The 23,719-nt window shown below is 71.6% G+C and carries 23 protein-coding genes, 1 pseudogene and 1 riboswitch; of the genes and pseudogenes, 16 read left to right on the forward strand and 8 right to left on the reverse strand.

Going from position 1 to position 23,719, the window contains the following annotated elements:
- Positions 1-90: 90 nt before the first annotated feature.
- Positions 91-1,020, reverse strand: coding sequence for an LLM class F420-dependent oxidoreductase (locus ACWFR4_RS34535; RefSeq protein WP_453466491.1), 930 nt, complete (start codon positions 1,018-1,020; stop codon positions 91-93).
- 104 nt (positions 1,021-1,124) lie between these two features.
- Positions 1,125-1,829, reverse strand: a complete 705-nt coding sequence (locus tag ACWFR4_RS34540; RefSeq protein ID WP_453466489.1) for a DUF5995 family protein — start codon at positions 1,827-1,829, stop codon at positions 1,125-1,127.
- 180 nt (positions 1,830-2,009) lie between these two features.
- Between ACWFR4_RS34540 and ACWFR4_RS34545 the strand changes: the two genes are divergently transcribed.
- Positions 2,010-3,134, forward strand: coding sequence for a glycoside hydrolase family 6 protein (locus tag ACWFR4_RS34545; RefSeq protein ID WP_453655998.1), 1,125 nt, complete (start codon positions 2,010-2,012; stop codon positions 3,132-3,134).
- On the opposite strand, the gene ACWFR4_RS34550 is transcribed toward ACWFR4_RS34545, so the two are convergent.
- Entirely contained in the window at positions 3,116-4,522 is a 1,407-nt protein-coding gene (locus tag ACWFR4_RS34550; RefSeq protein WP_453466487.1) for a uracil-xanthine permease family protein, read from the reverse strand. The genes ACWFR4_RS34545 and ACWFR4_RS34550 overlap by 19 nt on opposite strands.
- A gap of 204 nt (positions 4,523-4,726) precedes the next feature.
- Between ACWFR4_RS34550 and ACWFR4_RS34555 the strand changes: the two genes are divergently transcribed.
- Positions 4,727-6,007: an alginate lyase family protein gene (locus tag ACWFR4_RS34555; RefSeq protein WP_453655975.1), complete on the forward strand. Its 1,281-nt coding sequence runs from the start codon at positions 4,727-4,729 to the stop codon at positions 6,005-6,007.
- Positions 6,008-6,105: 98 nt separating this feature from the next.
- Positions 6,106-6,564, forward strand: a complete 459-nt coding sequence (locus ACWFR4_RS34560; RefSeq protein ID WP_453466483.1) for an acyl-CoA thioesterase — start codon at positions 6,106-6,108, stop codon at positions 6,562-6,564.
- Here ACWFR4_RS34560 and ACWFR4_RS34565 read toward each other — a convergent pair.
- Complete coding sequence (locus ACWFR4_RS34565) at positions 6,524-7,744, reverse strand: MFS transporter (protein ID WP_453466481.1); 1,221 nt, start codon at positions 7,742-7,744, stop codon at positions 6,524-6,526. The two genes, ACWFR4_RS34560 and ACWFR4_RS34565, sit on opposite strands and share 41 nt — an antisense overlap.
- Before the next feature lie 141 nt (positions 7,745-7,885).
- Here ACWFR4_RS34565 and ACWFR4_RS34570 point away from each other — a divergent pair, with 141 nt between their 5' ends.
- A complete protein-coding gene (locus tag ACWFR4_RS34570) occupies positions 7,886-9,076 on the forward strand; it encodes an ROK family transcriptional regulator (protein WP_453655976.1) in 1,191 nt (396 codons plus the stop codon).
- A gap of 19 nt (positions 9,077-9,095) precedes the next feature.
- Here the strand turns inward: ACWFR4_RS34570 and ACWFR4_RS34575 are convergent, their stop codons facing one another.
- Positions 9,096-9,299 (reverse strand): hypothetical protein, encoded by a 204-nt coding sequence (locus ACWFR4_RS34575; RefSeq protein ID WP_453466477.1) that lies wholly within the window; start codon positions 9,297-9,299, stop codon positions 9,096-9,098.
- Positions 9,300-9,591: 292 nt separating this feature from the next.
- Positions 9,592-9,722, forward strand: a riboswitch (FMN riboswitch).
- A gap of 303 nt (positions 9,723-10,025) precedes the next feature.
- Between ACWFR4_RS34575 and ACWFR4_RS34580 the strand changes: the two genes are divergently transcribed.
- From ACWFR4_RS34580 to ACWFR4_RS34620, 9 genes are all read left to right on the forward strand, one after another.
- A complete protein-coding gene (locus ACWFR4_RS34580; RefSeq protein ID WP_100597450.1) occupies positions 10,026-10,634 on the forward strand; it encodes a riboflavin synthase in 609 nt (202 codons plus the stop codon).
- A 2-nt stretch (positions 10,635-10,636) separates the two neighbouring features.
- Positions 10,637-11,281, forward strand: a complete 645-nt coding sequence (locus ACWFR4_RS34585) for a nicotinamide mononucleotide transporter family protein (RefSeq protein WP_326716168.1) — start codon at positions 10,637-10,639, stop codon at positions 11,279-11,281.
- On the forward strand, positions 11,278-12,576 hold the full coding sequence (locus ACWFR4_RS34590) for a bifunctional 3,4-dihydroxy-2-butanone-4-phosphate synthase/GTP cyclohydrolase II (RefSeq protein WP_453466475.1): 1,299 nt from the start codon (positions 11,278-11,280) through the stop codon (positions 12,574-12,576). The genes ACWFR4_RS34585 and ACWFR4_RS34590 overlap by 4 nt, the downstream gene beginning before the upstream one ends.
- Positions 12,577-12,642: 66 nt before the next feature.
- On the forward strand, positions 12,643-13,128 hold the full coding sequence (ribH, locus tag ACWFR4_RS34595) for a 6,7-dimethyl-8-ribityllumazine synthase (protein ID WP_100597452.1): 486 nt from the start codon (positions 12,643-12,645) through the stop codon (positions 13,126-13,128).
- 35 nt (positions 13,129-13,163) lie between these two features.
- Positions 13,164-13,436, forward strand: a complete 273-nt coding sequence (locus tag ACWFR4_RS34600) for a phosphoribosyl-ATP diphosphatase (protein ID WP_453655977.1) — start codon at positions 13,164-13,166, stop codon at positions 13,434-13,436.
- A 62-nt stretch (positions 13,437-13,498) separates the two neighbouring features.
- Positions 13,499-14,347, forward strand: a complete 849-nt coding sequence (hisG, locus tag ACWFR4_RS34605) for an ATP phosphoribosyltransferase (RefSeq protein WP_453466473.1) — start codon at positions 13,499-13,501, stop codon at positions 14,345-14,347.
- Positions 14,348-14,358: 11 nt separating this feature from the next.
- Positions 14,359-14,820: a PH domain-containing protein gene (locus tag ACWFR4_RS34610; protein WP_453466471.1), complete on the forward strand. Its 462-nt coding sequence runs from the start codon at positions 14,359-14,361 to the stop codon at positions 14,818-14,820.
- 231 nt (positions 14,821-15,051) lie between these two features.
- The gene (locus tag ACWFR4_RS34615; RefSeq protein WP_453466469.1) at positions 15,052-16,386 is read left to right on the forward strand and encodes a hemolysin family protein; all 1,335 of its coding nucleotides are present in this window, start codon (positions 15,052-15,054) and stop codon (positions 16,384-16,386) included.
- Entirely contained in the window at positions 16,383-17,480 is a 1,098-nt protein-coding gene (locus tag ACWFR4_RS34620) for a hemolysin family protein (protein ID WP_327577027.1), read from the forward strand. Before ACWFR4_RS34615 ends, ACWFR4_RS34620 begins: the two co-directional genes overlap by 4 nt.
- A 54-nt stretch (positions 17,481-17,534) precedes the next feature.
- On the opposite strand, the gene ACWFR4_RS34625 is transcribed toward ACWFR4_RS34620, so the two are convergent.
- Together ACWFR4_RS34625 and ACWFR4_RS34630 are read right to left on the reverse strand one after the other, a co-directional pair.
- Entirely contained in the window at positions 17,535-19,409 is a 1,875-nt protein-coding gene (locus ACWFR4_RS34625; RefSeq protein WP_453469045.1) for an AAA family ATPase, read from the reverse strand.
- A 433-nt stretch (positions 19,410-19,842) separates the two neighbouring features.
- Positions 19,843-20,484 carry a uridine kinase family protein gene (locus tag ACWFR4_RS34630; protein ID WP_453469044.1) on the reverse strand — a complete coding sequence of 214 codons (642 nt, stop codon included), beginning with the start codon at positions 20,482-20,484 and terminating at the stop codon, positions 19,843-19,845.
- A gap of 201 nt (positions 20,485-20,685) precedes the next feature.
- Here ACWFR4_RS34630 and ACWFR4_RS34635 point away from each other — a divergent pair, with 201 nt between their 5' ends.
- Positions 20,686-22,047 (forward strand): peptidase C39 family protein, encoded by a 1,362-nt coding sequence (locus ACWFR4_RS34635; RefSeq protein WP_453655978.1) that lies wholly within the window; start codon positions 20,686-20,688, stop codon positions 22,045-22,047.
- Positions 22,048-22,328: 281 nt separating this feature from the next.
- On the forward strand, positions 22,329-22,475 hold the full coding sequence (locus ACWFR4_RS34640; RefSeq protein ID WP_116503494.1) for an SCO1431 family membrane protein: 147 nt from the start codon (positions 22,329-22,331) through the stop codon (positions 22,473-22,475).
- A gap of 138 nt (positions 22,476-22,613) precedes the next feature.
- On the opposite strand, the pseudogene ACWFR4_RS34645 reads toward ACWFR4_RS34640, so the two are convergent.
- Positions 22,614-22,754 (reverse strand): annotated as a pseudogene (locus tag ACWFR4_RS34645) (DUF6230 family protein); the annotation flags it as partial.
- A gap of 268 nt (positions 22,755-23,022) precedes the next feature.
- Here ACWFR4_RS34645 and ACWFR4_RS34650 point away from each other — a divergent pair.
- Positions 23,023-23,682 carry a TetR/AcrR family transcriptional regulator gene (locus tag ACWFR4_RS34650; protein ID WP_453655979.1) on the forward strand — a complete coding sequence of 220 codons (660 nt, stop codon included), beginning with the start codon at positions 23,023-23,025 and terminating at the stop codon, positions 23,680-23,682.
- Positions 23,683-23,719 lie beyond the last annotated feature (37 nt).

Raw genomic sequence — 23,719 nt, forward strand, 5'->3', positions numbered from 1 at the left:
CCGGTCAGGTCAACCCCCTCCGCGCGCGGGTCGCGCCCCCCTACCACGGCCCGGCGGCCGGCCCCCGCCCCCCGCCGGGCCCCGCACGGCTCAGACTCCGGCCTCGCGCGCGGCCGTGAACACCTCGGCCGCGACATCCGTCAGCTCGTCCGCGTCGCGGACGAGACCCTGGAGGTCGATCAGGATCTCCTCGAGGCCCACCGCGTTGTGCGCGACCAGATCCTCGACGATCTGCGCGACGCTGCCCTGGAACGGGCGGCGGTCGTCGCCCTTGTACTCGTCCCGCGTGTAGATCGGGTTGACCCGCAGCACGCTCTGGATCGGCTCCTTGCGGCCGCGCTCCTCGGCCAGTTCCTGCAGATTCCGCCACTGCTCGGCGAGCTGCTCCGCGCCCGCGGCCCCCGGCATCCAGCCGTCCGCGCGGTCCACGAGCCGGCGCGCGGCCTTCGGGCTGTTCGCCGGCAGGAGCACCGGGATCGGCCCGGCGGGCTTCGGCCCCACCACGGACGGCGCGATGGTCGTCAGCTCGCCCTCGTAACTCACGGGGTCGGGGCCCCACACGGCCTCGAACACGTCGAGCAGCTCGTCCAGGACCTGGCCGCGCTTCTCGAACGGGGCCACGGAGGCGGCCGCGTACTCGTCGTGGGACCATCCCGTGCCGATGCCCGCGACGACGCGGCCGCCGCTGGCCGCGTCCAACGAGGCCAGCGCGCGCGCCAGTTGGAACGGTACGTGCAGCGGGGCGACAAGGACGCTCGTGCCGAGCCGGGCCCGCCCGGTGACGGCGGCGGCCAGGGTGAGGGAGACCAGCGGGTCGGCGACCGAGCGGTACTGGTCCGGCCAGGGGAGGCCGGGGACCCCGTACAGGCCCTGGCGGGCGGGCTCGGGGAACAGGATCCGCTCGAAGACCCACAGGCTCTCGTAACCGATCTCCTCGGCGGCGCGGGCCACCGCCGGGATGTCGCGCCCGATGTCGTACTGCTTCATCTGGGGGAGGCTGAGGCCGAGTCGGGTCGCCATGCCGGTGCTCCTTCGCGTTCGCATCAGGGATCGCTCGCGTAACTCCTCGTCAACGTACAGCGATCACACGGGAGTTCCGCGGCGAAGGCGGGCGCGTGGCCGGATCAGTCCGGCAGAGGTGTGAGCATCATGCGGCCGACCAGCCCGACAGAGGTGTCGAGGCGCCGGATGAACTCCTCGGTGACGTCCGGGAATTCACGCAGCACCCACAGGGCGCGGGCCGCCGCCCAGGCGCCGTCCCTGGCGCGCTCCAGGGTCCAGGAGCCGAGCAGATGGGTCAGCGGGTCGGCGATCTGGAGCAGATCGGGGCCCGGCATCAGATCTTCGCGGATGCGCTCCTCCAGCGAGACGAGGAGATCGCCCACGCGGTCGAACTCATCCTCCACGTCGGCCGGTTCGCAGCCGAGCGTACGGCAGGTGTCCACGACGGCGAGCGCAAGATCGTGGCCGATGTGCGCATTGATGCCCGAGAGGGCGAACTGCAGCGGGCGTACGCCTGGATGACGGCGGTACTGGAGCAGCGGACGCCAGCAGGCGGGCGGACGGTGGTCGGGGGAGCGGGATTCGACGGCCGCCAGATAGCGCCCGGCGAAGCGAACGTCCAGCGTGGTCGCGGCTTCGGCGTCGGCGAACCGGCCGCCGTCGATGTGCCGGTCGACCTCTTCCGTGACGGACAGATAGACCCGGTTGAAGACGGCCACACCGTCGCAGGCGGGCCAGGACGCGGCCAGCTCACGCATCCGGGCCACCACGGAGTCGACCCCGCGCGCGGCGGGCGTGCACTTCGCGAACCGTTCCAACTGCGCCATGGGGGCAGGTTCTCAAGCCTAGGCTGGCGCGGGTGCCGCCTGGCCGGGGGCTTCCCCAGAACGGGGGAACGGGCCGGGCGCCGTGAGTGGGGGGAAGGGGAGAACAGCGTGTCAGGCTTACGTGCGCAGCGACTGGCCGAGCGTCGCGCCGAACGCAGGGTCGCCGCCCGCCGGGGGGCCTTGGCGGCGGCCGCGTCACTGGTCGCAGCGGTCGGCACGGTCGCCGGGATGGTGTCGGCGCTCGACGGGTCCGAGGGCGGCGATGTGGCGCGGCCCCGCGTGACGCGGTCGCCCGACCTGTTTCCGCTGCCCGCCGTCCCGACCGCGACATCCGCCTCGGCCTCACCCGGCCCGTCGCCCTCCCCGTCGAATGCGAAGACGGCGAAGAAGAAGCCGCAGCCCACTCCGAGGGCGTCCACCGGGCGGCCCGTGGAGCCCGCCTCCACGCGCCTGTACCGGCACACCGACTCCCAGGTGCTCGACTGGGTCAGGGCCAACCGCTCGGACCCGCGGCGCCCCCTCATCGAGTCCCGGATCGCCGACCGGCCCGCCGCGGTCTGGTTCGCCGACTTCACGCCCGACACCATCACGTCCCGGGTACGCGCGGTGACGTCCACGGCGGCGCGCGAGGGCCGGGTGCCGGTGCTCGTGCCGTACGCGATACCTGAGCGCGACTGCGGGGGCGCGTCGGAGGGCGGGGCGCCGGACATCGCCGCGTACGACAGCTGGGCGCAGAAGTTCGCGGCGGGCCTCGGTTCCGGCGAGGTCGTCCTGATCCTCGAACCTGACGCGCTCTCCCAGACCGAGTGCCTCTCCGGCAGGCAGCTCGCCGACCGGTACGCGGCGCTGGCCCGCGCGGGCCGCGCCTTCAAGTCGGCGAACCCCAGGGCCAGGGTGTACTACGACGCCGGGCACTCCGACTGGAACCCCGCCGGTACCCAGGCGGCCCGGCTGCGAGCTGCGGGCGCCGCGTCGCCGGCCTCGTCCGACGGCGTCTTCACGAACGTCTCCAACTTCAACCGCACCTCCGCCGAAGTGGCCTACGCCCGCCGGGTCCTGGCGGCGATGGGCGGCCCGCCGTCCCTGGGCGCCGTGATCGACACCAGCCGCAACGGCAACGGCGCCCCGGCGAACGGCGCGTGGTGCGACCCCTCGGGCCGCAAACTGGGGCAGGCGCCGACCCTGCGCACCGGGGAGCGCGGGATCGACGCCTACTTGTGGGTGAAGCTGCCGGGGGAGTCGGACGGCTGCAAGGGCGAGCCGGGATCGTTCGCCCCCGACTACGCCTACGACTTGGCGGACTGACCGCCGTCGTCCGAGGACGGGTCGTCGTACGTCGAGGTCCCCGAGTCGAGGAGCGGCTCCTGCGTCTTGAGGTGCGCGGGGGCCATGGCGCGCAGCGCGTGGTAGCCGGTGATGACGACGATGGTACCCAGCGCGATGCCGCTCAGCGAGAAGTTGTCGGTGAACTTCAGGGACACGTTGCCGATGCCGATGATGATGCCCGCGGCGGCCGGGACGAGGTTCAGCGGGTTGCGCAGGTCGACCTTGGCGTTGATCCAGATCTGCGCGCCGAGCAGGCCGATCATGCCGTAGAGGATGACGGTGATGCCGCCGAGCACGCCGCCCGGGATGGCGGCCACGATCGCGCCGAACTTGGGGCACAGGCCGAAGAGCAGGGCGAAGCCGGCGGCGGCCCAGTACGCGGCCGTCGAGTAGACGCGGGTCGCGGCCATCACGCCGATGTTCTCGGAGTACGTCGTGTTGGGCGGGCCGCCGACCGCGGTGGAGAGCATGGAGCCGACGCCGTCGGCGGAGATCGCGGTGCCGAGCTTGTCGTCGAGGTCGTCTCCGGTCATCTCGCCGACGGCCTTCACGTGTCCGGCGTTCTCGGCGATCAGCGCGATCACGACGGGCAGCGCGACGAGGATCGCCGACCACTGGAACGACGGGGCGTGGAAGGAGGGCAGGCCGATCCAGTCGGCCTTGCCGACGCCGGACAGGTCCAGGCGCCAGTGGTCGACGGCCTCGGCGCCACCGGAGACGGAGTGGATCCGGCCGAAGATCCGGTCGAACACCCAGGAGATGCCGTAGCCGAAGAGCAGCCCGAGGAAGATCGCGATGCGGGACCAGAAACCGCGCAGGCACACCACGGCCAAACCGGTGAACAGCATCACGAGGAGCGCGGTCCACTGGTCCTGCGGCCAGTACGTCGACGCCGTCACCGGCGCGAGGTTGAAGCCGATCAGCATGACGACCGCGCCGGTGACGATCGGCGGCATCGCGGCGTGGATGATCCGCGCGCCGAACTTCTGCACCGCCAGCCCCACCAGGAACAGCGCGGCGCCGACCACGAACACCGCTCCGGTCACCGTGGCGCTGGTCCCGCCCTGCGCCCGGATCACCGCGGCGACGCCGACGAAGGAGAGCGAGCAGCCCAGATAGCTGGGCACGCGGCCGCGGGTGGCGAGCAGGAAGATCACGGTGGAGACGCCGGACATCATGATCGCGAGGTTCGGGTCGAGACCCATCAGGACGGGCGCCACGAAGGACGCGCCGAACATCGCGACGACGTGCTGGGCGCCGAGCCCGAGCGTGCGCGGCCAGGAGAGCCGCTCGTCCGGGCGCACGACGGCGCCTGGAGCCGGGGTGCGCCCGTCGCCGTGAATTTTCCAGCGCACACCGAGGTCCATATGAGTTCTGCTTTCTGTGGTGCTTTTGTGGCTCGAAATGATCGCCGCCATGTTAGTGCGCCGTAAGGCCCTATTCGCGCCACGGTCGACGGTCCCGATCCCATCCATGAATCCCTGCCGGAGGCATTGTCACGCCCACCTCGGCGCCCTACGCTCGCACGGCTCGATCCATGAACGTCATTCAGATATGTGATGGGAGTTGTGATGCGTGCCAGATCCCGTGTGCGTCTCGGTGCCCTGCTCACCGTGGCGGCGGCCCTCGCCGCCGTCGCCGCCGTCCCCGTGTCGGCCCAGTCCGCGACAGTCGGCGTGAGCGCCCCGCGCACCGCCGTCCTCGACGGCGAGCGCCTGCTGCGGACCAAGCAGCGCCTCGACCACGGCGACCCGCAACTCCAGCGCACCGTAAGGGACTTGACGGCCCGCGCCGACACCTGGCTGGACCAGGGCCCCTGGACCGTGGTCGACAAACCGAAGCCCGCGCCCGGCGGCGACGTCCACGACTACCTGAGCCAGGCCCCCTACTGGTGGCCCTCGCAGACGCCCACCGCCGACAACCCCTGGGGCTGCCCGTACGTCCAGCGCGACGGACAGCGCAACCCCGAGGTCGACACCGGGACCGACCGCCAGGACGTGGAGAAGGTCTTCGACTCGACGTACGACCTCGCCCTCGCCTGGTACTACACGGGCCGCAAGGAGTACGCGGAGAAGGCCGCCACGGTCCTGCGCACCTGGTTCCTCGACCCGGACACGCGCATGAACCCGAACCTGGACCACGCCCAGTTCATCCCCTGCAAGTACGACGGCCGGGCCATCGGCATCATCGACTTCTCGCAGTCGTACACGAGCGTCACCGACGCCGTCGCCCTCCTCGGCACGGGAGCCCCCGGCTGGTCGAAGGGCGACCGCTCGGCGATGGGGGAGTGGAACAAGGACTTCCTCGGCTGGCTCGTGAACAGCGACTTCGGCGCGCAGGAGGGCGCCGCCGAGAACAATCACGGCACGTTCTACGACCTCCAGGTTGCGGCCCTCGCCTACGCCACCGGCGACACCGCCCTCGCCCGGCGCACCGTCCTCGACGCCCGGACCAAGCGCATCGCCCCGCAGATCGCGGGCGACGGCAGCCAGCCGCAGGAGCTCGACAGGACCCGCAGCTGGCACTACTCGACCTTCGACCTGGTCGCCTACACCCGGCTCGCCGCGATCGGGCGGCATGTGGGCGTGGACCTGTGGTCGTACCGGGGCCCGGACGGGCAGAGCCTGTTCAAGGCCGTCGACTATCTGCTCCCCGCGGCCACCGGGTCGGCGGCGTGGCCGCACCCCGAGCTGGAGTTCCACCGGTTCGCGGCGAGTGACATCGTGCACGCTGCCGCCGATGCCGGGAGCGCCGCTGCGAAGCGGGCGGTCCCGCGTCTGGAGACGCCGCCCGGCGGGGATCTGTGGGCACTGCGCCCGGCGGCCGAACAGCTCGACTCGATCGCGGGCTGAACGGGGCGCGTCACGCCCCGACCTGGCCTGCTGAGCGTTTGCTTAGTCAAAGGTCGTACGATGGGGCTCTTGTACGTACCGCATCAGGAGCCCCACCCGTGACCGCCGAAGCCCTCGCCCGCCCTGCCCAGTCCCACGGACAGCTCGTCCCCGTCACCGTCCACTTCGACGACCTCGACGCGCTCGGCCTGCTCCACAACGCCCGCTACCCGGTGCTGGTCGAGCGCGCCTGGACCGCGCTGTGGGCGGAGCGCGGCCTCGTCTTCGAGGGCGACTGGGTGGCGGCCGGCGACTTCTGCAACGCGGTCAAGGAACTGCGCATCACGTACGACGCGCCGGTCGACCGCCCCGGCGCGTACGCCGTGCACCTCTGGCTCGACCGACTCGGCACCACCGGCCTGACGTACGGCTTCCGCTTCTGTTCGGCGGACGGTGGGACGACCTACGCCCACGGCACCCGCGTGCTCGTCCGCCTCGACCCGGCCACCCTGCGCCCCGCCCCTTGGAGCGAGATGTTCAGGACCCTTGGCCGTGAGCTCCTGCGGACGCAGGACTGACCTCGGCCTGCTGCGTCCGCGTGCGGTCCCCGGTGCGCAGCACCCCCGCGAACACCGCGAGCCCGCACGCCAGGAACGTCACCAGGCCGAACGACACCACCAGGCTCGTCGCGTCGGCGACCGTCCCGATCGCGGAGGGCGCGATGAGGCCCGAGGTGTACGTGATGGTGGCGACGCCCGCGATGGCCTGGCTCGGATTCGGTCCGCTGCGCCCCGCCGCCGCGAAGGCGAGCGGCACGACCACAGCGATCCCGAGGCCCATCAGGCCGAAACCGGCCATCGCGACCGCCGGGTTCGGCGCGACCACCACGAGCAGCCCGCCGAGCGCGGCGCCGACCCCGCCGACCCGCACGGTGCGCACCGCGCCGAACCGGTCCACGATCCTGTCGCCGGCGAGCCGCGCCACGGCCATCGTGAGCGTGAACGCGGTGGTGCACGCGGCCGCGAGCCCGGCGGAGGTGTCGAGGACGTCCCGCAGATAGACCGCCGACCAGTCCAGGCTCGCCCCCTCGGCGAAGACGGCGCAGAAGCCGACCGCGCCGATCAGCAGCGCCGACCTGGGTGGCAGCGCGAAGCGCGGCGGCGGCTCCTCGTCCTCCGCGGGGCGCAGATCGAGCACGCCGCCACAGGCGATGAAGCCCACGACCGTCAGGGTCGCCGCGGCGAGCAGATGGTGCAGACGCGCGTCGGAGCCGAGGTGCGCGGCCAGCGTGCCGGCCGCCGAACCGATGAGGGCGCCCACGCTCCACATGCCGTGCAGGCTCGACATGATCGACCGGTCGAGGCGGTTCTCGACCTCGACACCCAGCGCGTTCATCGCCACGTCCGACATGCCCGCCGACGCGCCGTACGCGAACAGCGCCACGCACAGCACCACCAGATTCGGCGCGAGTGAGGGCAGGATCAGCGCGAGCGTCCACAGGGCGAGCAGGCCACGCAGCGCCGTGCGCGCGCCGAACCGGTGGCTCACCCAGCCCGCGAGCGGCATCGCCACCGAGGCGCCGAGCGCGGGGAAGGCGAGCGCGATACCGAGCTGGCCCGCGCTGACCCCCGCGTGGTCCTGGATCCAGGGCACCCGGGTCGCGAAGGACCCGGTGACCGCTCCATGGACGCAGAAGACGGTCGCGACCGCATAGCGTGCTCGCTTCAACTCCCTTGCCCCGTAACCGACTTCGCTCATCCTGCGTGCCCCTCCCGATACCGTTCCCAGGCTGCTGGCGTAAACTATCAGGAACCCTGCCTGATAAATAGTCGGTTTCCCACCGGTCTCCCGGTGCGGCCCCGGTCCCGGCAGCGAAGGCGATCTGGAAGGATCCGCGCCATGCCCGCATCACCGAGTACCGCCAGGGCCATCAACGACCGGCTCGCGCTGCGCCTCCTCCAGAGCGAAGGGCCCCTGACGGCCGGGCAGTTGAAGGAGCTCACCGGCCTGTCCCGGCCCTCCGTCGCCGACCTCGTCGAGCGGCTCACGGCCCAGGGTCTGATCGAGGTCGTCGGCGAAGCCGGCGCCCGGCGCCGCGGCCCCAACGCCAAACTCCACGGGATCGTCTCCGGGCTCGCGCATCTCGCCGCGCTCGACGTCCGCACCGAGGGCGTCACCCTCACCGTCGCCGACCTCGTGGGCACCGTCCTCGCCGAGGCGTCCGCGCCCATCGACGACGAGGAGGGCACCGGCCCCGCCGTCGAACGGGCCGTCGCCCTGGTCGAGCGCACCGCGAAGGAGGCGGGCGCCGAGCCCCTGCACACCGTGGGAATCGGCGCCCCCGGCCTCATCGACCCCGTCACCGGTGAACTCCGCGACTCGTCGGGCCTGCCCGAGTGGCACCGCCGCCTTGTCGCCGCCCTCCACGAACGCCTGCCGGCCCGCGTCCTGGTGGAGAACGAGACCAACCTCGCCGCTCTCGCCGAACAGCGCGACGGCGCCGCCCGCGACCGCGACACGTTCGCGCTGCTCTGGCTGGGGCACGGCATCGGCGCCGCGATTGTCCTCGACGGCGTCCTGCGACGCGGGGCCTCCGGCGGCACCGGCGAGATCGGTTTCCTGCCCGTGCCGGGCACGGCCGGACTCCCGTCCGCGACCGGGTGCGACGGAGGCTTCCACTCGCTGGCCGGATCCGCCGCCATCGCCGAACTCGCCCGCGCCCACGGCCTGGTGGGCCCGACGACCGCACCGGGGGAGCCGGCCGCCGCGGCGCTCGTCCGCGAAGCGGTACGGGCGGAGCCCGGGACGCCCGCCGCCTGCTTCCTCGGCGCACTCGCCGACCGGCTCGTCCTCGGGGCCGCCTCCGTCGTCGCCGTCCTCGACCCCGGCTGCCTCGTCCTGGGCGGCGAGGTCGGCCGCGCGGGAGGCGACCGCCTCGCGACCCTGGTCGCCACCCGCCTCGCCGCCATGTCCCCCCTGCCCACGGAGGTGCGGGCCGGCGCCCTCGGCGGCGCCGCGGTGCTGCGAGGAGCGCTGCTGATGGCGCGGGACGGGGCGCAGGACGACCTCTTCGCGCCGACGGACCGCTGAACCCCGCGCACGGTCCGGGTCAGCTGCCGGGGAACCGCCGCGCGAGGAACTCCTCGAACGTGCCCTGGCCCGCCGCCCGTTCGGGCGTCAGATGCCCGCCGTCCCGCATGCCCTTGCACGCCTTCCCGGCCAGGCGGACCTCGAGGAACCGCCGGCGCCGACCGCTCGCCCGCAGGTAGGAGCGGGCCGGATCCGGCGCCGTCCGCACCGCGGGACCACCCATGTCCGCCACCGGCCCGCCGCGCCGTCTACGCGTCCTGCACCGTGTCCTCGGCCCCCTCGGCCCCCTCGGCCCCCTCGGCCGAACCGGGCATCCGATACGCGACCCTGAACAATGCGCGGACGGTGGGACTCGAACTCGTCGGCGGTTGCGATCGTCACGCTCTTTCTTACCCTGGCAGAGGTGACCGTCCGGAACGCTGCGCGAGTCCACGCACACGGCCTGTGAGCCAGCCCACAGTCGATCACCCGTTTGGTCCACGCGTGGACGTGGCACACTGGCCCTGTACCAGAAGCAGCGCACTCCGGGGTCGGTGAAAGTCCGAACCGGCGGTTACAGTCCGCGACCCGGTCGCTTCCAGCGGCCGGTTGACCAGGTGAAATTCCTGGACCGACGGTTAAAGTCCGGATGGGAGGCAGTGCGCGGCGGGCGGGCATTCGTGCGCGCCGCCGTCTGTTTCGACTTGTCCCCACGGACAGGTCTCATTCGGCGTCGGCCTCGGTGTCCTCGCCCGTACGTTCTGTCGCCCTATCGCGACAGTGCCCCGGAGTCCGTGCCCGAAGAGGCAGGAGGACCCGGTGGCCACCACTTCCGCAGTGCGCGCCCGGCGAGCAGCCGTGCGCCCGCACGCGTCCTTCGCTCCTTCAGGAATCCCCGCCGGCCCTGAGGCGTTGCGCCTCACCGCCACCCTTGTCGGCCCCGCGGCCCCTGCAGCGAAGGAGCACTGAAGTGTTCACCGGAATCGTCGAAGAGCTGGGCGAGATCACTGCCGTCGAGGAACTCGGCGACGCCTCCCGCTTCAGGCTGCGCGGCCCCGTCGTCACCGAAGGGGCCCGCCACGGCGACTCCATCGCCGTCAACGGCGTCTGTCTGACGGTCGTGGAGCACGAGGGCGACGAGTTCACCGCCGACGTCATGGCGGAGACCCTCGACCGGTCCAGCCTCGGCGCCCTCGCGGTCGGCTCCCGGGTCAACCTGGAGCGCCCCACCGCCGTTGGCGCGCGCCTGGGTGGACACATCGTGCAGGGACACGTCGACGGCACGGGCAGCATCGTCGAGCGCAAGCCGTCGGAGAACTGGGAGATCGTCAAGGTCTCGCTCCCGGCGCACCTCGCGCGCTACGTCGTCGAGAAGGGCTCCATCACCGTCGACGGAGTGAGCCTCACGGTCGTCGACGCGGGCCCCGACTACTTCACCATCAGTCTGATCCCCACCACCCTCGCCCTGACCACGCTCGGCCTGAAGCAGGCCGGCGACCCGGTCAACCTCGAGGTCGACGTCATCGCCAAGTACGTCGAGCGGCTGCTCGGCGACCGTGCCCAGGAGGCCACCAAGTGAGCCTGAACTGGCTGAACTCCGAGGCGTTCACGCTCTTCGGCCAGCACATCATGTGGTCCGACATGATCGGCAACACCGTCGGTCTGGTCGCCCTCGCGCTCGGCTGGCGCCGCTCGATCTGGACCTGGCCCGCGCAGCTCGTCTCCGGCCTCATCCTCCTCACGGCCTTCGCGACCGCCCACCTCTCGGGCAGTGCGGGCAAGCAGCTCGTGGTCATCGTCGTCGCCGTGTGGGGCTGGTGGCAGTGGAACCGCGGCAAGGGGCAGGCCCAGGACGGCTCCCTCGCCGTCCGGTTCGCCACCTGGCGCGAGCGCGGCTATCTGCTGGGCGCCGCGGCACTCGGCACCCTGGCGGTCGGCGGCCTGTTCACCGCTTTCCCCACGCTTTCGTGGGACCCCTGGCCGGACGCGTACATCTTCGTCGGCACGATCGTCGCCATGTACGCCCAGGCGCGCGGCATGGTCGAGTTCTGGTTCGCCTGGCTGCTCGTCGACCTGGTGGGCGTACCGCTGAACTTCGCCAACGGATTCGCCTTCTCCGGTTTCGTCTACGTGATCTACGGCGCGCTCGTCCTGTGGGGCATGCGCGACTGGTGGCTGCGGTCCCGCTCGGCCTCGCAGCCCGCCCTGGAAGGAGCACCGGCATGACCACGGCACCCGTCTGGTACAGCACCTCGCACGACGAGGACACCTCGGACCTGTCGCTCGACCCCGTCGAGCAGGCGATCCGCGACATCGCGAACGGCCGGCCCGTCGTGGTCGTCGACGACGAGGACCGTGAGAACGAGGGCGACCTCGTCATCGCGGCCGAGAAGGCCACCCCCGAGATCGTCGCCTTCATGATGAGCGAATGCCGCGGCCTGATCTGCGCTCCCATGGAGAACGACGAGCTGGAACGCCTCCAGCTGCCGCAAATGGTCGAGAACAACACCGAGTCGATGCGCACCGCCTTCACGGTCTCCGTGGACGCGGGCCCCGCGCACGGCGTGACCACCGGCATCTCCGCCGCCGACCGTGCCACCACGCTCCAGCTCCTGGCCGGCGGTACCGCCGAGGCCGGCGACTTCGTGCGGCCGGGCCATATCTTCCCGCTGCGCGCCAAGACCGGCGGCGTCCTGGTCAGGAACGGCCACACCGAGGCCGCCGTCGACCTCGCCCGGCTCGCGGGCCTGCGACCCGCCGGTGCGATCGTCGAGATCGCGGGCGAGGACGGCACGATGCTGCGCCTGCCCGAGCTCATCCCGTTCGCCCGCAAGCACGGCCTGACGATCATTTCCATCGAGGACCTGATCGCCTATCGCCGCTCCTCCGAGCCGACGGTCCGCCGCGAGGCCGAGGTCAATCTGCCCACCGCCTTCGGCGACTTCACCGCGTACGGCTACCGCTCCACGGTCGACGGCGTCGAGCATGTCGCCCTCGTCCACGGCGAGATCGGCGACGGCGACGACGTCCTCGTGCGGGTCCACTCCGAATGCCTCACCGGCGACGTCTTCCACTCGCTGCGCTGCGACTGCGGCCCCCAGCTGGAGGAGTCGATGCGGCGCATCACCGAGGAAGGGCGCGGCATCGTCGTCTACCTGCGCGGCCACGAGGGGCGCGGCATCGGCCTGCTCTCCAAGCTGCGCGCCTACGAGCTCCAGGAGCGCGGCCGCGACACGCTGGACGCCAACCTGGAACTGGGCCTTCCGGCCGACTCGCGGGACTACGCGGCGGGCGCCCAGATCCTTGAGGACCTCGGCGTGCGCGGCCTGCGCCTGCTGACCAACAACCCCGACAAGACCGACGCGCTCCTGCGGCACGGCCTCAAGGTCGTCGCCCGCGAGTCCATGCCGGTCCAGGCGGGCGAGCACAACCTCCGTTACCTGCGCACCAAGCGGGACCGGATGGGCCACGACCTGCCCTGGCTGGACGCCCCCGCGTCCACGACCTGCGCGAACCAGTAGCCCGTACCCCTTTCAGACGACACACCGCACACCGAACACAGCACCACACAAGCACTGAGGAGCAACGTGAGTGGCAAGGGCGCACCCGAACTGTCCGTACGCAACTGCGGTGACCTGCGCGTCGCCGTCATCGCGGCGCAGTGGCACGAGAAGGTGATGGACGGTCTCGTGGACGGCGCCCTGCGCGCCCTGCACGAGCTCGGCATCGACGAGCCGACCCTCCTTCGGGTGCCGGGCAGCTTCGAGCTCCCCGTCGTCGCCAAGGTCCTCGCGGGCCGCGGCTACGACGCGATCGTCGCTCTCGGCGTCGTCATCCGAGGCGGCACCCCGCACTTCGAGTACGTGTGCCAGGGCGTCACCATGGGGCTCACCCAGGTCACCATCGACACCGGCGTCCCCGTCGGCTTCGGCGTGCTGACCTGTGACACCGAGGAGCAAGCCCTCGACCGCGCCGGAATCGAGGGCTCGAACGAGGACAAGGGCCACGAGGCCGTCACGGCGGCTGTCGCCACGGCGGCCACACTGCGCTCGGTCAGCGAACCCTGGCGCTGAGTGGCCGGGCGTAACCCCGTAGTCTTAGGACCATCATGGCGAACAAAACCTTCGAAGAGCTCTTCGCCGAGCTTCAGCTCAAGGCCAAGAACGGCGACCCCGCGACGTCCCGCACCGCCGAACTGGTGGACAAGGGCCTCCATGCCATCGGCAAGAAGGTCGTCGAGGAGGCCGCCGAAGTCTGGATGGCCGCCGAGCACGAGGGCAAGGAGGCCGCTGCCGAGGAGATCTCGCAGCTGCTGTACCACGTCCAGGTGATGATGGTCGCCCGGGGAATCTCCCTCGACGACGTCTACGCCCACCTCTAGAGCCGGCGCCCGGTTCCCACTCGCACGTCACACCCCTCCTGAACGCAAAGGAATCCGACCTCATGCTGCGCATCGCCGTCCCCAACAAGGGTTCACTGTCCGGACCTGCGTCGGCGATGCTCCATGAGGCCGGATACCAGCAGCGCAAGGAGTCCAAGGAGCTCGTCCTCGTCGACCCGGTCAACGAGGTGGAGTTCTTCTACCTGCGGCCCAAGGACATCGCGATCTACGTGTCGTCGGGCAAGCTCGACATCGGCATCACCGGCGAGGACCTGCTGATCGACTCCGGCGTCAACGCCGAGGTCATCCTGCCGCTCGGCTTCGCCCGCTCCACGTTCCGCTTCGCGGCCAAGCCGGGCACCGTCTCCGGCCTCGAAGACCTCGCGGGCAAGACGATCGCCACCTCCTACGAGGGCATCGTCGGCAAGCACCTCGCCGAGTCCGGCGTCGACGCGTCCGTCGTCCACCTCGACGGCGCCGTCGAGACGGCCATCGAGCTGGGCGTCGCCCAGGTCATCGCGGACGTCGTCGAGACCGGCACCTCCCTGCGCAACGCGGGCCTCGAGGTCTTCGGCGAGCCCATCATGAAGTCCGAGGCCGTCGTGATCCGCCGCTCCGGCGCCGCTGCGGAAGAGCCCAAGGTCCAGCAGTTCCTGCGCCGCCTCCAGGGCGTCCTGGTCGCCAGGACGTACGTGATGATGGACTACGACTGCCGCGCCGAGCACCTGGAGCAGGCCGTCGCCCTCACCCCGGGTCTCGAGTCGCCCACGATCTCGCCCCTCCACAACGAGGGCTGGGTCGCCGTCCGCGCGATGGTCCCCGCCAAGGGCGCCCAGCGCATCATGGACGACCTGTACGAACTCGGCGCGCGGGCCATCCTGACCACGGCCATCCACGCCTGCCGCCTCTGAGGACCGCACTCATGTCCGAAGTCCCCACGCTGCCCGTCACCTTCCGGCCTGCCCGCACCCGGGCGGTCCTGCTCGGCCTCGGCGGCGCGATGTTCGTCACTCTCACTGCCATCGCCCTCATGCTGGGCGGCCTCAACCCGGGCGACCGTCTCACCTTCATCTTCACCGGGGCGCTCCTCGTCGGCGGGCTCGTCCTGCTCGCCCGGCCCAAGGTCGTGGCGGACGACGAGGGCGTCACCGTGGTGAACATCGCCCGCAGCCGCCGCCTGGCCTGGGCGGAGATCGTCCAGGTCACCCTGCGGCCCGGCGACCCCTGGGTGTTCCTCAACCTCAGCGACGGCACGAGCCTGGCCGCCATGGGCATCCAGCCCGCCATGGCCAAGGAGCGTGCCCTCGCCGACGCGCGTGCCCTGCGCGCCCTCACCGAGGCCCGTTCCGTAGTTTCCGGACGATCCGGGGAACTTCAGGGCTGACTCAGGGCCGCACGCCCTGACGCTTCCACCCCTGTCTTGATTAATCTGGTGGCGGGGCGCGCGCACATCGCCGCCCCGCTCCCGACTACGGGTCCGCCAGGGCCCCGGGGGTTTCCTGCTAACCGAGGAGTGACTCCCTCCGGCGATGGACGGTTCGTCCTGCAGTACATGCGCCGCCCCCTCCCGACATAGCGCGACCGAATTGCGCGTTGTGTGCGCGGAGGCGGCGGCATGACCATCCCCTTGTTGCTCCTCGGAGCGGCATTCCTGCTGATCCTGGCCAACGGCTTCTTCGTGGCGGCCGAGTTCGGCCTCGTCACGGTGGAGCGCGCCGACGCCGAGAAGGCCGCGGCCGACGGCGACCGACGGGCCCGTACCGTCGTGAACGCCCTCAAGGAGCTGTCCTTCCAGCTCTCCGGCACCCAACTCGGCATCACCATCACCTCACTGGTCGTCGGCATGCTCGCCGAACCGGCGCTCGCGACGCTGCTCGCGGGGCCCTTCACCGCCGTCGGTGTACCGGAAGGCGCCGTCGGCGGCGTCTCCGTCGTCTTCGGCATGCTCCTGGCCTCCGCCGTGCAGATGGTGATCGGCGAGCTGGTGCCGAAGAACTGGGCGGTGTCCAAGCCGCTCCAGGTCGCACGGTTCGTCGCGGGCCCCCAGCACGTGTTCTCGCGCCTCTTCAGGCCCGTGATCGCGCTGCTCAACGCCGTGGCCAACCGCGCGGTACGCGCCCTGGGCGTCGAGCCCGCCGACGAGCTGGCCTCGGCCCGCACCCCCGGTGAACTCGTCTCCCTGGCCAGGCACTCCGCGCAGGCGGGCACCCTGGAGCAGGACACGGCGGACCTGTTCGTCCGCACCCTGTCCCTCGGTGAGCTCACCGCCCAGCACGTCATGACGCCGCGCGTGAAGGTCAGCGCGCTCCAGTCCTCGGCGACCGCCGAGGACGTCGTCAACCTCACGCGCGCCACCGGCCTCTCCCGCTTCCCGGTCTACCGCGAGCGGATCGACGAGATCGTCGGCATGGTGCACCTCAAGGACGCCCTCGCGGTGTCCGCGCACGAGCGGCTGCGCACTCCCGTGAGCCGCATCGCCCAGGCCCCGCTGCTCGTCCCGGAGACGCTGCCCGTGCAGCCCCTCCTGGAGCGCCTGCGCAGTGAGCAGCCCATAGCCGTCGTCGTCGACGAGTACGGCGGCACGGCCGGGGTCGTCACCCTGGAGGACATCGTCGAGGAGCTCGTCGGCGAGGTCCGCGACGAGCACGACCGCTTCGACCTGCCCGAGCTCGCGGTCGCCCCGTCCGAGGACGGCCGCCCCGCGTGGGACGCCGACGGCAGCTGCCGGGTCGACATCCTGCGCCGCATAGGACTCGACGTACCGGAAGGCCCGTACGAGACCGTCGCAGGTCTCGTAGCCGATCTGCTGGGACGGATCCCCGCGCCCGGTGACCGGGCCGAGCTGCCCGGCTGGCGGCTCGCGGTGCGTCAGGTCGACCACTACCGCGCGGAGCGCGTCCGGATCGTACGGACCGCGGACGCCGCCCAGCTGGCGGAGGCCGCCCGATGAGCGCGCTCCAACTGTTCTTCGCCCTCCTCCTCGTGCTGGCCAACGGTTTCTTCGTGGGCGCGGAGTTTGCCCTCGTCTCCGTGCGCCGCAGCCAGATCGAGCCCCTGGACACCAAGCGGGCCCGCCAGGTCCTGTACGGCCTGGAGCACCTGCCGCAGATGATGGCGGCGGCCCAGTTCGGCATCACCGTCTGCTCTTTGACGCTCGGCGCGGTCGCCGAGCCGACGGTCGCCCATCTGCTGGAGCCGCTCTTCGAGGCGATGCACCTGCCCGAGGGAATGATCCACCCTCTCGGCTACGTCATCGCGCTCGCCGCCGTCGTCAGCCTCCACCTCGTCATCGGCGAGATGATCCCGAAGAACCTCGCGATGGCGGCGCCGGAGAAGACCGCCCTCTGGTTCAGCCCTGGCCTGGTCGCCTTCGCCCGGCTGTGCCGGCCGGTCACCGTCGCTCTCGGCGCCTGTGCCCGGCTCGTGCTGAAGCTGTTCGGGGTCGAGCCGAGGGACGAGGTCGAGGCGGTCTTCACCAGCGTGCAGCTCGGCCGTCTCGTCGAGGACTCCGGACAGGCGGGGCTGCTCGAACCCGAGGCGCAGGAGCGCCTGGAGGACGCCCTGGAGCTGGGCTCGCGCCCGGTCACCGACGTCCTGCTCGACCGGGCGTCCCTGGTCACGGTCGGCCCCTCGGTCACCCCCGGCCAGGTCATCGAGCTGACCGGCCGTACGGGCTACTCCCGCTTCCCGGTCTGCGCGGAGGGGGGCGCCTTCATGGGCTATCTGCATGTGAAGGACGTCCTCGACCTGATCGACTCCGCCGACCACGACCGCGCGGTGCCGCAGCAGATCTGGCGTCCCATGACGACGCTGCGCGCCGAACTCCCGCTCGACGACGCCCTGACGGTGATGCGCCGCGCCGCGACGCACCTCGCGCAGGTCGCCGACGCCTCGGGCCGGGTCCTCGGCCTGGTCGCCCTGGAAGACGTCCTGGAGATGCTCGTCGGCGAGGTCCGTGACCCCGCGCACCGGGACGCCCCGGCGCCCGGGGCGCGGGTGGCGGAGCCGCGGGCCGAGGCGCCGGAGGAGGCGCTGGCCGGCTGACAGGCGCACACGGCGAAGGGGCGGGTCCCGGATCGGGCCCGCCCCTTCGCCATGTCACATCGCGGACGGATCCTGGGGCCCGCGCCCCGAGAGGACCTCGCCGTACGCCTGCATCAGATCGGGCAGCCGCAGCGTCGACAGGTCGTCCCGCGTCGGAGTCGTCGTGTAGCCCGTCAGCCGCAGGTCCCGGTAGGCGCACGACTTCTCGTACAGCGTCCGCAGGAACCTTCCGTTGCCGAGCTCGTCGATCCAGCCCTGGTCGACGACGTGTCCGCTGATGGAGCGCAGTTCGTCGAGGGCCTCCTCGTCCCACACGTCCCCGTTCTCCGCGGCGAGCACCTCGCCGATCGCGGTGAGTTCGAGGGGCCGGTACGAGGGGAAGTCGACCCGCGTCGTGAAGCGCGAGGACAGTCCGGGGTTTGCCGCGAGGAGGCGGTCCATGCCCTCCGGGTAGCCCGCGAGGATCACCACGAGGTGGTCCCTGTTGTCCTCGGCGCGCTTCAGGAGGACCTGGAGCGCCTCGTCGCCGTACGCGTCGCCCTTGCCGTAGCCCGAGTTCGACAGGGCGTACGCTTCGTCGACGAACAGGACGCCGCCGATCGCCGAGTCGATCAGCTCGTTCGCCTTCACGGCCGTCTGGCCCAGATACTCGCCGACCAGGTCGGCCCGCTGGGCCTCCACGAGATGGTCGCCGCCGAGCAGCCCGAGCGCGTAGAAGACGCGGCCGAGGATGCGGGCCACGGTGGTCTTGCCGGTGCCGGAGGGGCCCGAGAAGACGAAGTGCCGTTTCGGCGGCTGCACGGGCAGGCCCTGCCCGGCCCGCAGGCGCGCCATGTTCAACTGCGCCGAGAGTGCCTTCACCTGCCGCTTCACGGGTTCCAGGCCGACCATCCGCTCCAGCTCGGCGAGGGCCTCCTCGAGCAGTGCGGGGTCGGCGGGGCCGGCGGGTAGTTGCGGCGTGATCGGTACGACGGCTTTCTCGCGGACCGCGTCGGTTTCGGCGGACACGGCGCCGGGCGGCGGCAGATCGGGCTCGCTCACCTTCAGGTCCCGGCCGTCGCCCTCGTACAGCGGGTCCATCGACTCGGAGCCGTCCAGCACGTCCTGGCCGAGCCCGGTCATCGTGAGGGGACTGAGGTCCGTGCCGTCGCCGAAGTCGCCGTACCCGTCGCTCTCGGCGATGGCCGCGAGGCGGGCCGAGGTGTCCATGAACGCGGGGTCCACGCGGTGCACGGCCCGGTACAGGGGGAGCGCGGCGGCGGAGCGGCCGGTGCCCTCGTGCGCGCGGGCCAGCCAGTAGCGCAGCTCCTTGCGCTGGGGCTGCTCGCTCCGGCAGCGCATCAGCGCGGCGGACAGGAGTGGCTCGGCCTGCCCGTACATCTCCAGGCGCACCCGGGCCATCCCGCCGAAGAGCCCGGCCTCGATGCCGAGGAGCCCGTCGTCGAGCAGCGGGTCCGTGTGCCGGACCAGCTGCTCCCAGTCCTTGACGAGGTAGGCGCGGCAGGCGTGCAGGAACCGCACCTGCGGATCGGCGTCCACTCGCGGCAGCGTCGCCAACGCCCCGTCCAGGTCCGGGACATGGCGCCCGTCGAGCCAGTGCGAGGCGTGGGCGAGCAGCAGATCGCGCGGCCGCTCCAGGACGGGCTGTACCCACCAGCCGAGCCAGTACCAGGAGTTCAAGGTGCGCCGGTGCCGGGTGCGCTGCTCGCCGAACCGGTCGCGGTGCCGGAACATGCGCAGCAGCGCCGTCGTCGTGTCGATGCGTAACGCGTGCAGCCCCAGCCAGCCGTCGGCCATGCCGGGATCCATCCGGACCGCGGCCCGGAACTCCTCCTCGGCCTGCGGATAGGCGCCCATGGTGTAGGCGTCCACGCCACGCACCCAGGCGAGGTCGGCCGGGCCGGGCGAGCCCTGTGTGCCGAAGTCCATCACGTCCCCCACAAACCGTGCCCCCGTGGTACGCCGCCGGGCCGGTGCCCGCCGGCTCCTGCGCCGAACCGATGTGCTGTGGACGGGAGTTGTCATGGTGCGGACCGCGAGCCGTCCGTAAGCCGCACCGAGAGGCATCGTACCTGCGCAGCAGTCGTCGGCCGAGGCCGCCGCAGGCCCGGATCCGAGGCGGACGGCGCAGGTGTGGGCGGGGCCGGACGGTGACCGAGGGTGAACGAATCAGGGCTCACCGCACCCCCGAAGGGGTGAACAGGGCAGAACGAAGCCCCCGATCACGGGGGAACAACCGGGGGCTTCGCGTCTGCCGGCGGCCCCGAAAGGCCGCACATTCAGAACGTAAGTCCTGTACGGCCCCTCGGTCAAGCCGAGTTGAGGCACTCGCGGAAACTGGCGAAAGGCACTTCTGGAAGGGTCAGCGCGCTGCCGACGGCCCTTCACGGTGAGTGACGGAAGGCGTCGAAAGTCCGGTCCCAGGAGGCATCTGACATGCCTCGTAGCCCTCAGGACACTCGCGTACCAATGTCTGGGCGAAGGGGCGCGAGGGGTCGTCGGCGAAGTGCGCGCGCTCCGCGCGGATCCAGCCGTCCCAGAACTCGCTCTGCGCCGGTCCGTCCCGTCGCTGCCCCCGTTCCCAGGACACCTCCTCGGGCGTGTCCATCCACAACAGGCACGCCAGGAACGGCCGTACCGCGCGCCGGCCCGCGCCCACGCCCTCCATCAGGACCACCGGCGCGGGCGCCAGGGCGCGCGGCGGGCAGAAGCGCCGGGCGTTCCAGTCGTACGGCTCGTACCGGGCGCTCTCGCCGCGGGAGAGCGGATCGATGACCTGCTCGCGCAGCCGCGCCGTCCAGCCGAAGAGGGCGTCGTGGCTGGCGAGATCGTCGAGGTGCAGGACGGGCGCCTGACCGAGCGCCTCGGCGAGCCGGGCGGCGAACGTCGACTTGCCGGAGCCCGCGTGGCCGTCGACGGCGATCAGCCGGACCGGGCCGCAGGAGGGCGGCAGGACGCGCAGTGTCGCGGCGAGCCGGGGGAGCGGCAGGTGCTGGAAGGTCATCGCCCGCAAGGGTACGGGAGGCGCCCGGCCGGTTTCCCGCGCGCCGCCGCAGGTCATGCCAGTGGTACAGGCCAATATTGGTAGCCACGACAGGGCCGGAAACGCTGGTGGAAGTCAGCGGGTACCGGCCATAGTTGGCGCACTGTCGTGCACCTCACCCGCCCCTTTACGGATATCTCGTCGACTGGGGGAGCCCCGCCCATGACCCGACCCGAACCTCTGTCCCGCAGAACCCTGCTCACCGCCGCCGCGGCCACCGCGGGCGCAGCGGCGCTCGCCACGTCCGCGGGTACCGCCGTCGCCGGCACCGGCGCACCGGCCCCCGCCGCCCCGCGCCTCGTGGACAACCACGCCTGGACCTCGCACTCGGACTGGCGCTCCGGAACGGCGGCCGGCACCCGCACGGTCGCCGGGTCCCGCCCTGGCCTGACGCTCGCGACCCCCGAGGGCCGCACCGACTACACGGATCCGCACACGGGCAAGACCGCCACCTGGGAGTACGGCCGGTGGACCTCCCCGGCCCATCGCCTCTCGGTGCCCGCCACCGAGGTCATCGCCTCCTGGAACGCGCGCACCCCGGCCGGTACCTGGATCCAGATCGAACTCCAGGGCACATACTCCGACGGGGCGGCGACGCCCTGGTACGTGATGGGCCGCTGGGCCGCGAGCGACCAGGACATCCGGCGGACCTCCGTCGACGACCAGTCGGACGGCAAGTCCAGTATCTGGACGGACACCTTCTCGATCGACGACGTGGCCTCGGGACTGCGCCTCGTCTCGTACCGCCTGCGGCTGACCCTGTACCGCGCGCCGGGCTCCAAGGCCTCGCCCCTCGTGTGGCGGCTCGGGGCCATGGGCTCCGACGTCCCCGACCGCTTCTCGGTCCCGGCCTCGGAGCCGGGGCTCGCCAAGGAGCTGTCCGTTCCGCGCTTCTCGCAGAGCATCCACGCGGGCCAGTACCCCGAGTATGACAACGGCGGCGAGGCCTGGTGCAGCCCCACGTCCTCGCAGATGATCATCGAGTACTGGGGCCGCGAGCCCTCGTCGGACGACCTCTCCTGGGTCAACCCGGACTACGCGGACCCGGAGGTCTGCCACGCGGCCCGCTTCACGTACGACTACCAGTACGAGGGCTGCGGCAACTGGCCCTTCAACGCGGCCTACGCGGCGACGTACAAGGACCTCCAGGGCGTCGTCACGCGGCTCGGCTCGCTCGGTGATCTGGAGACCCTGATCGCGGCGGGGATCCCGGCCATAACGTCGCAGTCGTTCCTCAAGGAGGAGCTGACGGGGGCGGGGTACGGGACGTCCGGACACCTCATGACGGTGATCGGCTTCACCGCGGACGGCGACGTGATCGCCAACGACCCGGCGTCGCCCAGCGACCCGGCCGTGCGCCGCGTCTACAAGCGGGCCGAGTGGGAGAAGATCTGGCTCCGTACCAAGAGGTACAACGCCACCGGCAAGGTCGTGTCCGGCACCGGTGGCGTCTGCTACCTGTACTTCCCGGCCCACCCGACCTCGAAGCAGCGCCGCGCGCTCGAGGCGGTCGGCGTCCGCTGAGGCACCTGCCGCGGCCCCTCCCGACGCGACCGGGAGGGGCCGCGGCATGCCCGCGACGACTCCACGAGCGGATCGGCTCGTGACCGGATCCACGCCCCGGTCCGGGGGGCCCGGCATCGGTGCCGGCGGCCTTCCCTCGCAGGTGTGTCACCGATGTGAGGCGCGCGACGCCGCAGGGTAGTTGTGCGTGACCAAGCTCTCGCCCACAACCGGCCGCGGCGGTGGCATCGTGGAAGGGTCAGTGGGGGGATGCCACTGCCGGACGACCTCAGCGAGATGCCATGACCGCGACCACCGTCACGAACCGCGCCGCCCGGACCCGCACCGGCGGTCCCAAGGACAACGGCCCCAAGATCCTGGAGCACGTTCTCGGCTGGACCTTCGTGGTGGTCCTCGCCATGTTCGTCACGCAGGCCGGCCTGATGTGACCCGGCTCTGCCCGGTGCCGGGCTCGACGCGCCGGTGCCGGTCCGGGAGCCCCGCGAGCCCGTAGAGCCACCGCACGGGAGATTGCTCGCGGTGACCTTGCCCGCGTCACCGCCCGCCGTCAGCTTGAACACCACTGTCCCGACGGGGGTCTTGACCTCCGCCGCCTGGCAGATGTCGCTCGGCGTCGCGTTCCCGATCCCGAGGAGCGCCACGGGGTGCCCCTCGTAGTCGGCGTCCGGGTCCGACTGGACGTACGACGAGAGCCCCTGGCTTTGCAGGTTGCCCGAGGAGACCTGGAAGCTGGTGCCCGGAGAGGGCGAACGGCGCGGCGAGCGCGTCCTGCGCCATCACTGAGGCCATCGTGCCGACCGCGGGCAGCGCCACAACTGCCGTCTTCTTCCGGTTCGTTGTGCCATGCCGGTGTGCTTCGCTCACTGTTCCTCCCGTACGTCGTCCGCATGCGCAAGGAGCGCGCGGGCAAGGGGGAGTGCGTGGGAAGGTTCAAACCGCGGATGTCCCGCCGGCAGTTGGAGACCAGGGCTGAAATTGAATAGTAGTCAACAGCGCGTATCGGGCTCCGGTCTCGGGCGCCCGCAGGCGCGCGGCACCGACCGGTCCGTGGCGCGCCGCGCCGAACTCATCACCATCGGGCGGAAGTTGTTCGCCGACACGTCCTACGACACGCTGTCGATGGACGACATCGCCCGGCACGCGGGCGTCGCCAAGGGGCTGATCTACTACTACTTCAAGTCGAAGCGCGGCTACTACCTCGCGATCGTCGAGGAGTCCGTCGCCGACCTGGTCGCGCGCGCGGGCGGCGTCGGCGACCTCACGCCCGTGGACCGCGTGCACCGCACCATCGACGGCTATCTCCGCTACGCCGAGCACCACCAGGCCGCGTACCGGACCATCATCAGCGGCGGCGTCGGCTTCGACGCCGAGGTGCACGCCATACGGGACGGGGTGCGCGAGACGATGATCGCCACCATCGCCGAGGGCGCGTACGGACGCCGCGACATTCCCCGGGTCGCGCGGATGGCGCTGCTCGGCTGGCTGTGCAGCGTCGAGGGGATCACGCTCGACTGGATCGGCGACCGCACCCCTGGCAGGGACACGGTGCGCGAACTCCTGGTGCGCCTGCTCGGCGAGACCCTGCGAGTGATCGAGCAGTTCGAGCCGGACTGCCCGGCGCCCGCGAGGCCCTGACGCGACGCGAAGGGGCGGGGGACGCCGCGCATCCCCC

The sequence above is a fragment of the Streptomyces sp. NPDC055140 genome (assembly GCF_053607285.1).

Bases quoted from the DNA above. Each gene is read 5' to 3' on its own strand.
- ACWFR4_RS34590 (WP_453466475.1), top strand. From the start codon at position 11,278: ATGACCACGGCACCCGTCTGGTACAGCACCTCGCACGACGAGGACACC.
- ACWFR4_RS34575 (WP_453466477.1), bottom strand. From the start codon at position 9,299: ATGGGTGGTCCCGCGGTGCGGACGGCGCCGGATCCGGCCCGCTCCTAC.
- ACWFR4_RS34620 (WP_327577027.1), top strand. From the start codon at position 16,383: ATGAGCGCGCTCCAACTGTTCTTCGCCCTCCTCCTCGTGCTGGCCAAC.
- ACWFR4_RS34640 (WP_116503494.1), top strand. From the start codon at position 22,329: ATGACCGCGACCACCGTCACGAACCGCGCCGCCCGGACCCGCACCGGC.
- ACWFR4_RS34615 (WP_453466469.1), top strand. From the start codon at position 15,052: ATGACCATCCCCTTGTTGCTCCTCGGAGCGGCATTCCTGCTGATCCTG.
- ACWFR4_RS34555 (WP_453655975.1), top strand. From the start codon at position 4,727: ATGCGTGCCAGATCCCGTGTGCGTCTCGGTGCCCTGCTCACCGTGGCG.
- ACWFR4_RS34550 (WP_453466487.1), bottom strand. From the start codon at position 4,522: ATGGACCTCGGTGTGCGCTGGAAAATTCACGGCGACGGGCGCACCCCG.
- ACWFR4_RS34570 (WP_453655976.1), top strand. From the start codon at position 7,886: ATGCCCGCATCACCGAGTACCGCCAGGGCCATCAACGACCGGCTCGCG.
- ACWFR4_RS34625 (WP_453469045.1), bottom strand. From the start codon at position 19,409: ATGGACTTCGGCACACAGGGCTCGCCCGGCCCGGCCGACCTCGCCTGG.
- ACWFR4_RS34535 (WP_453466491.1), bottom strand. From the start codon at position 1,020: ATGGCGACCCGACTCGGCCTCAGCCTCCCCCAGATGAAGCAGTACGAC.
- ACWFR4_RS34610 (WP_453466471.1), top strand. From the start codon at position 14,359: ATGTCCGAAGTCCCCACGCTGCCCGTCACCTTCCGGCCTGCCCGCACC.
- ACWFR4_RS34540 (WP_453466489.1), bottom strand. From the start codon at position 1,829: ATGGCGCAGTTGGAACGGTTCGCGAAGTGCACGCCCGCCGCGCGCGGG.
- ACWFR4_RS34565 (WP_453466481.1), bottom strand. From the start codon at position 7,744: ATGAGCGAAGTCGGTTACGGGGCAAGGGAGTTGAAGCGAGCACGCTAT.
- ACWFR4_RS34630 (WP_453469044.1), bottom strand. From the start codon at position 20,484: ATGACCTTCCAGCACCTGCCGCTCCCCCGGCTCGCCGCGACACTGCGC.
- ACWFR4_RS34600 (WP_453655977.1), top strand. From the start codon at position 13,164: ATGGCGAACAAAACCTTCGAAGAGCTCTTCGCCGAGCTTCAGCTCAAG.
- hisG (WP_453466473.1), top strand. From the start codon at position 13,499: ATGCTGCGCATCGCCGTCCCCAACAAGGGTTCACTGTCCGGACCTGCG.
- ACWFR4_RS34635 (WP_453655978.1), top strand. From the start codon at position 20,686: ATGACCCGACCCGAACCTCTGTCCCGCAGAACCCTGCTCACCGCCGCC.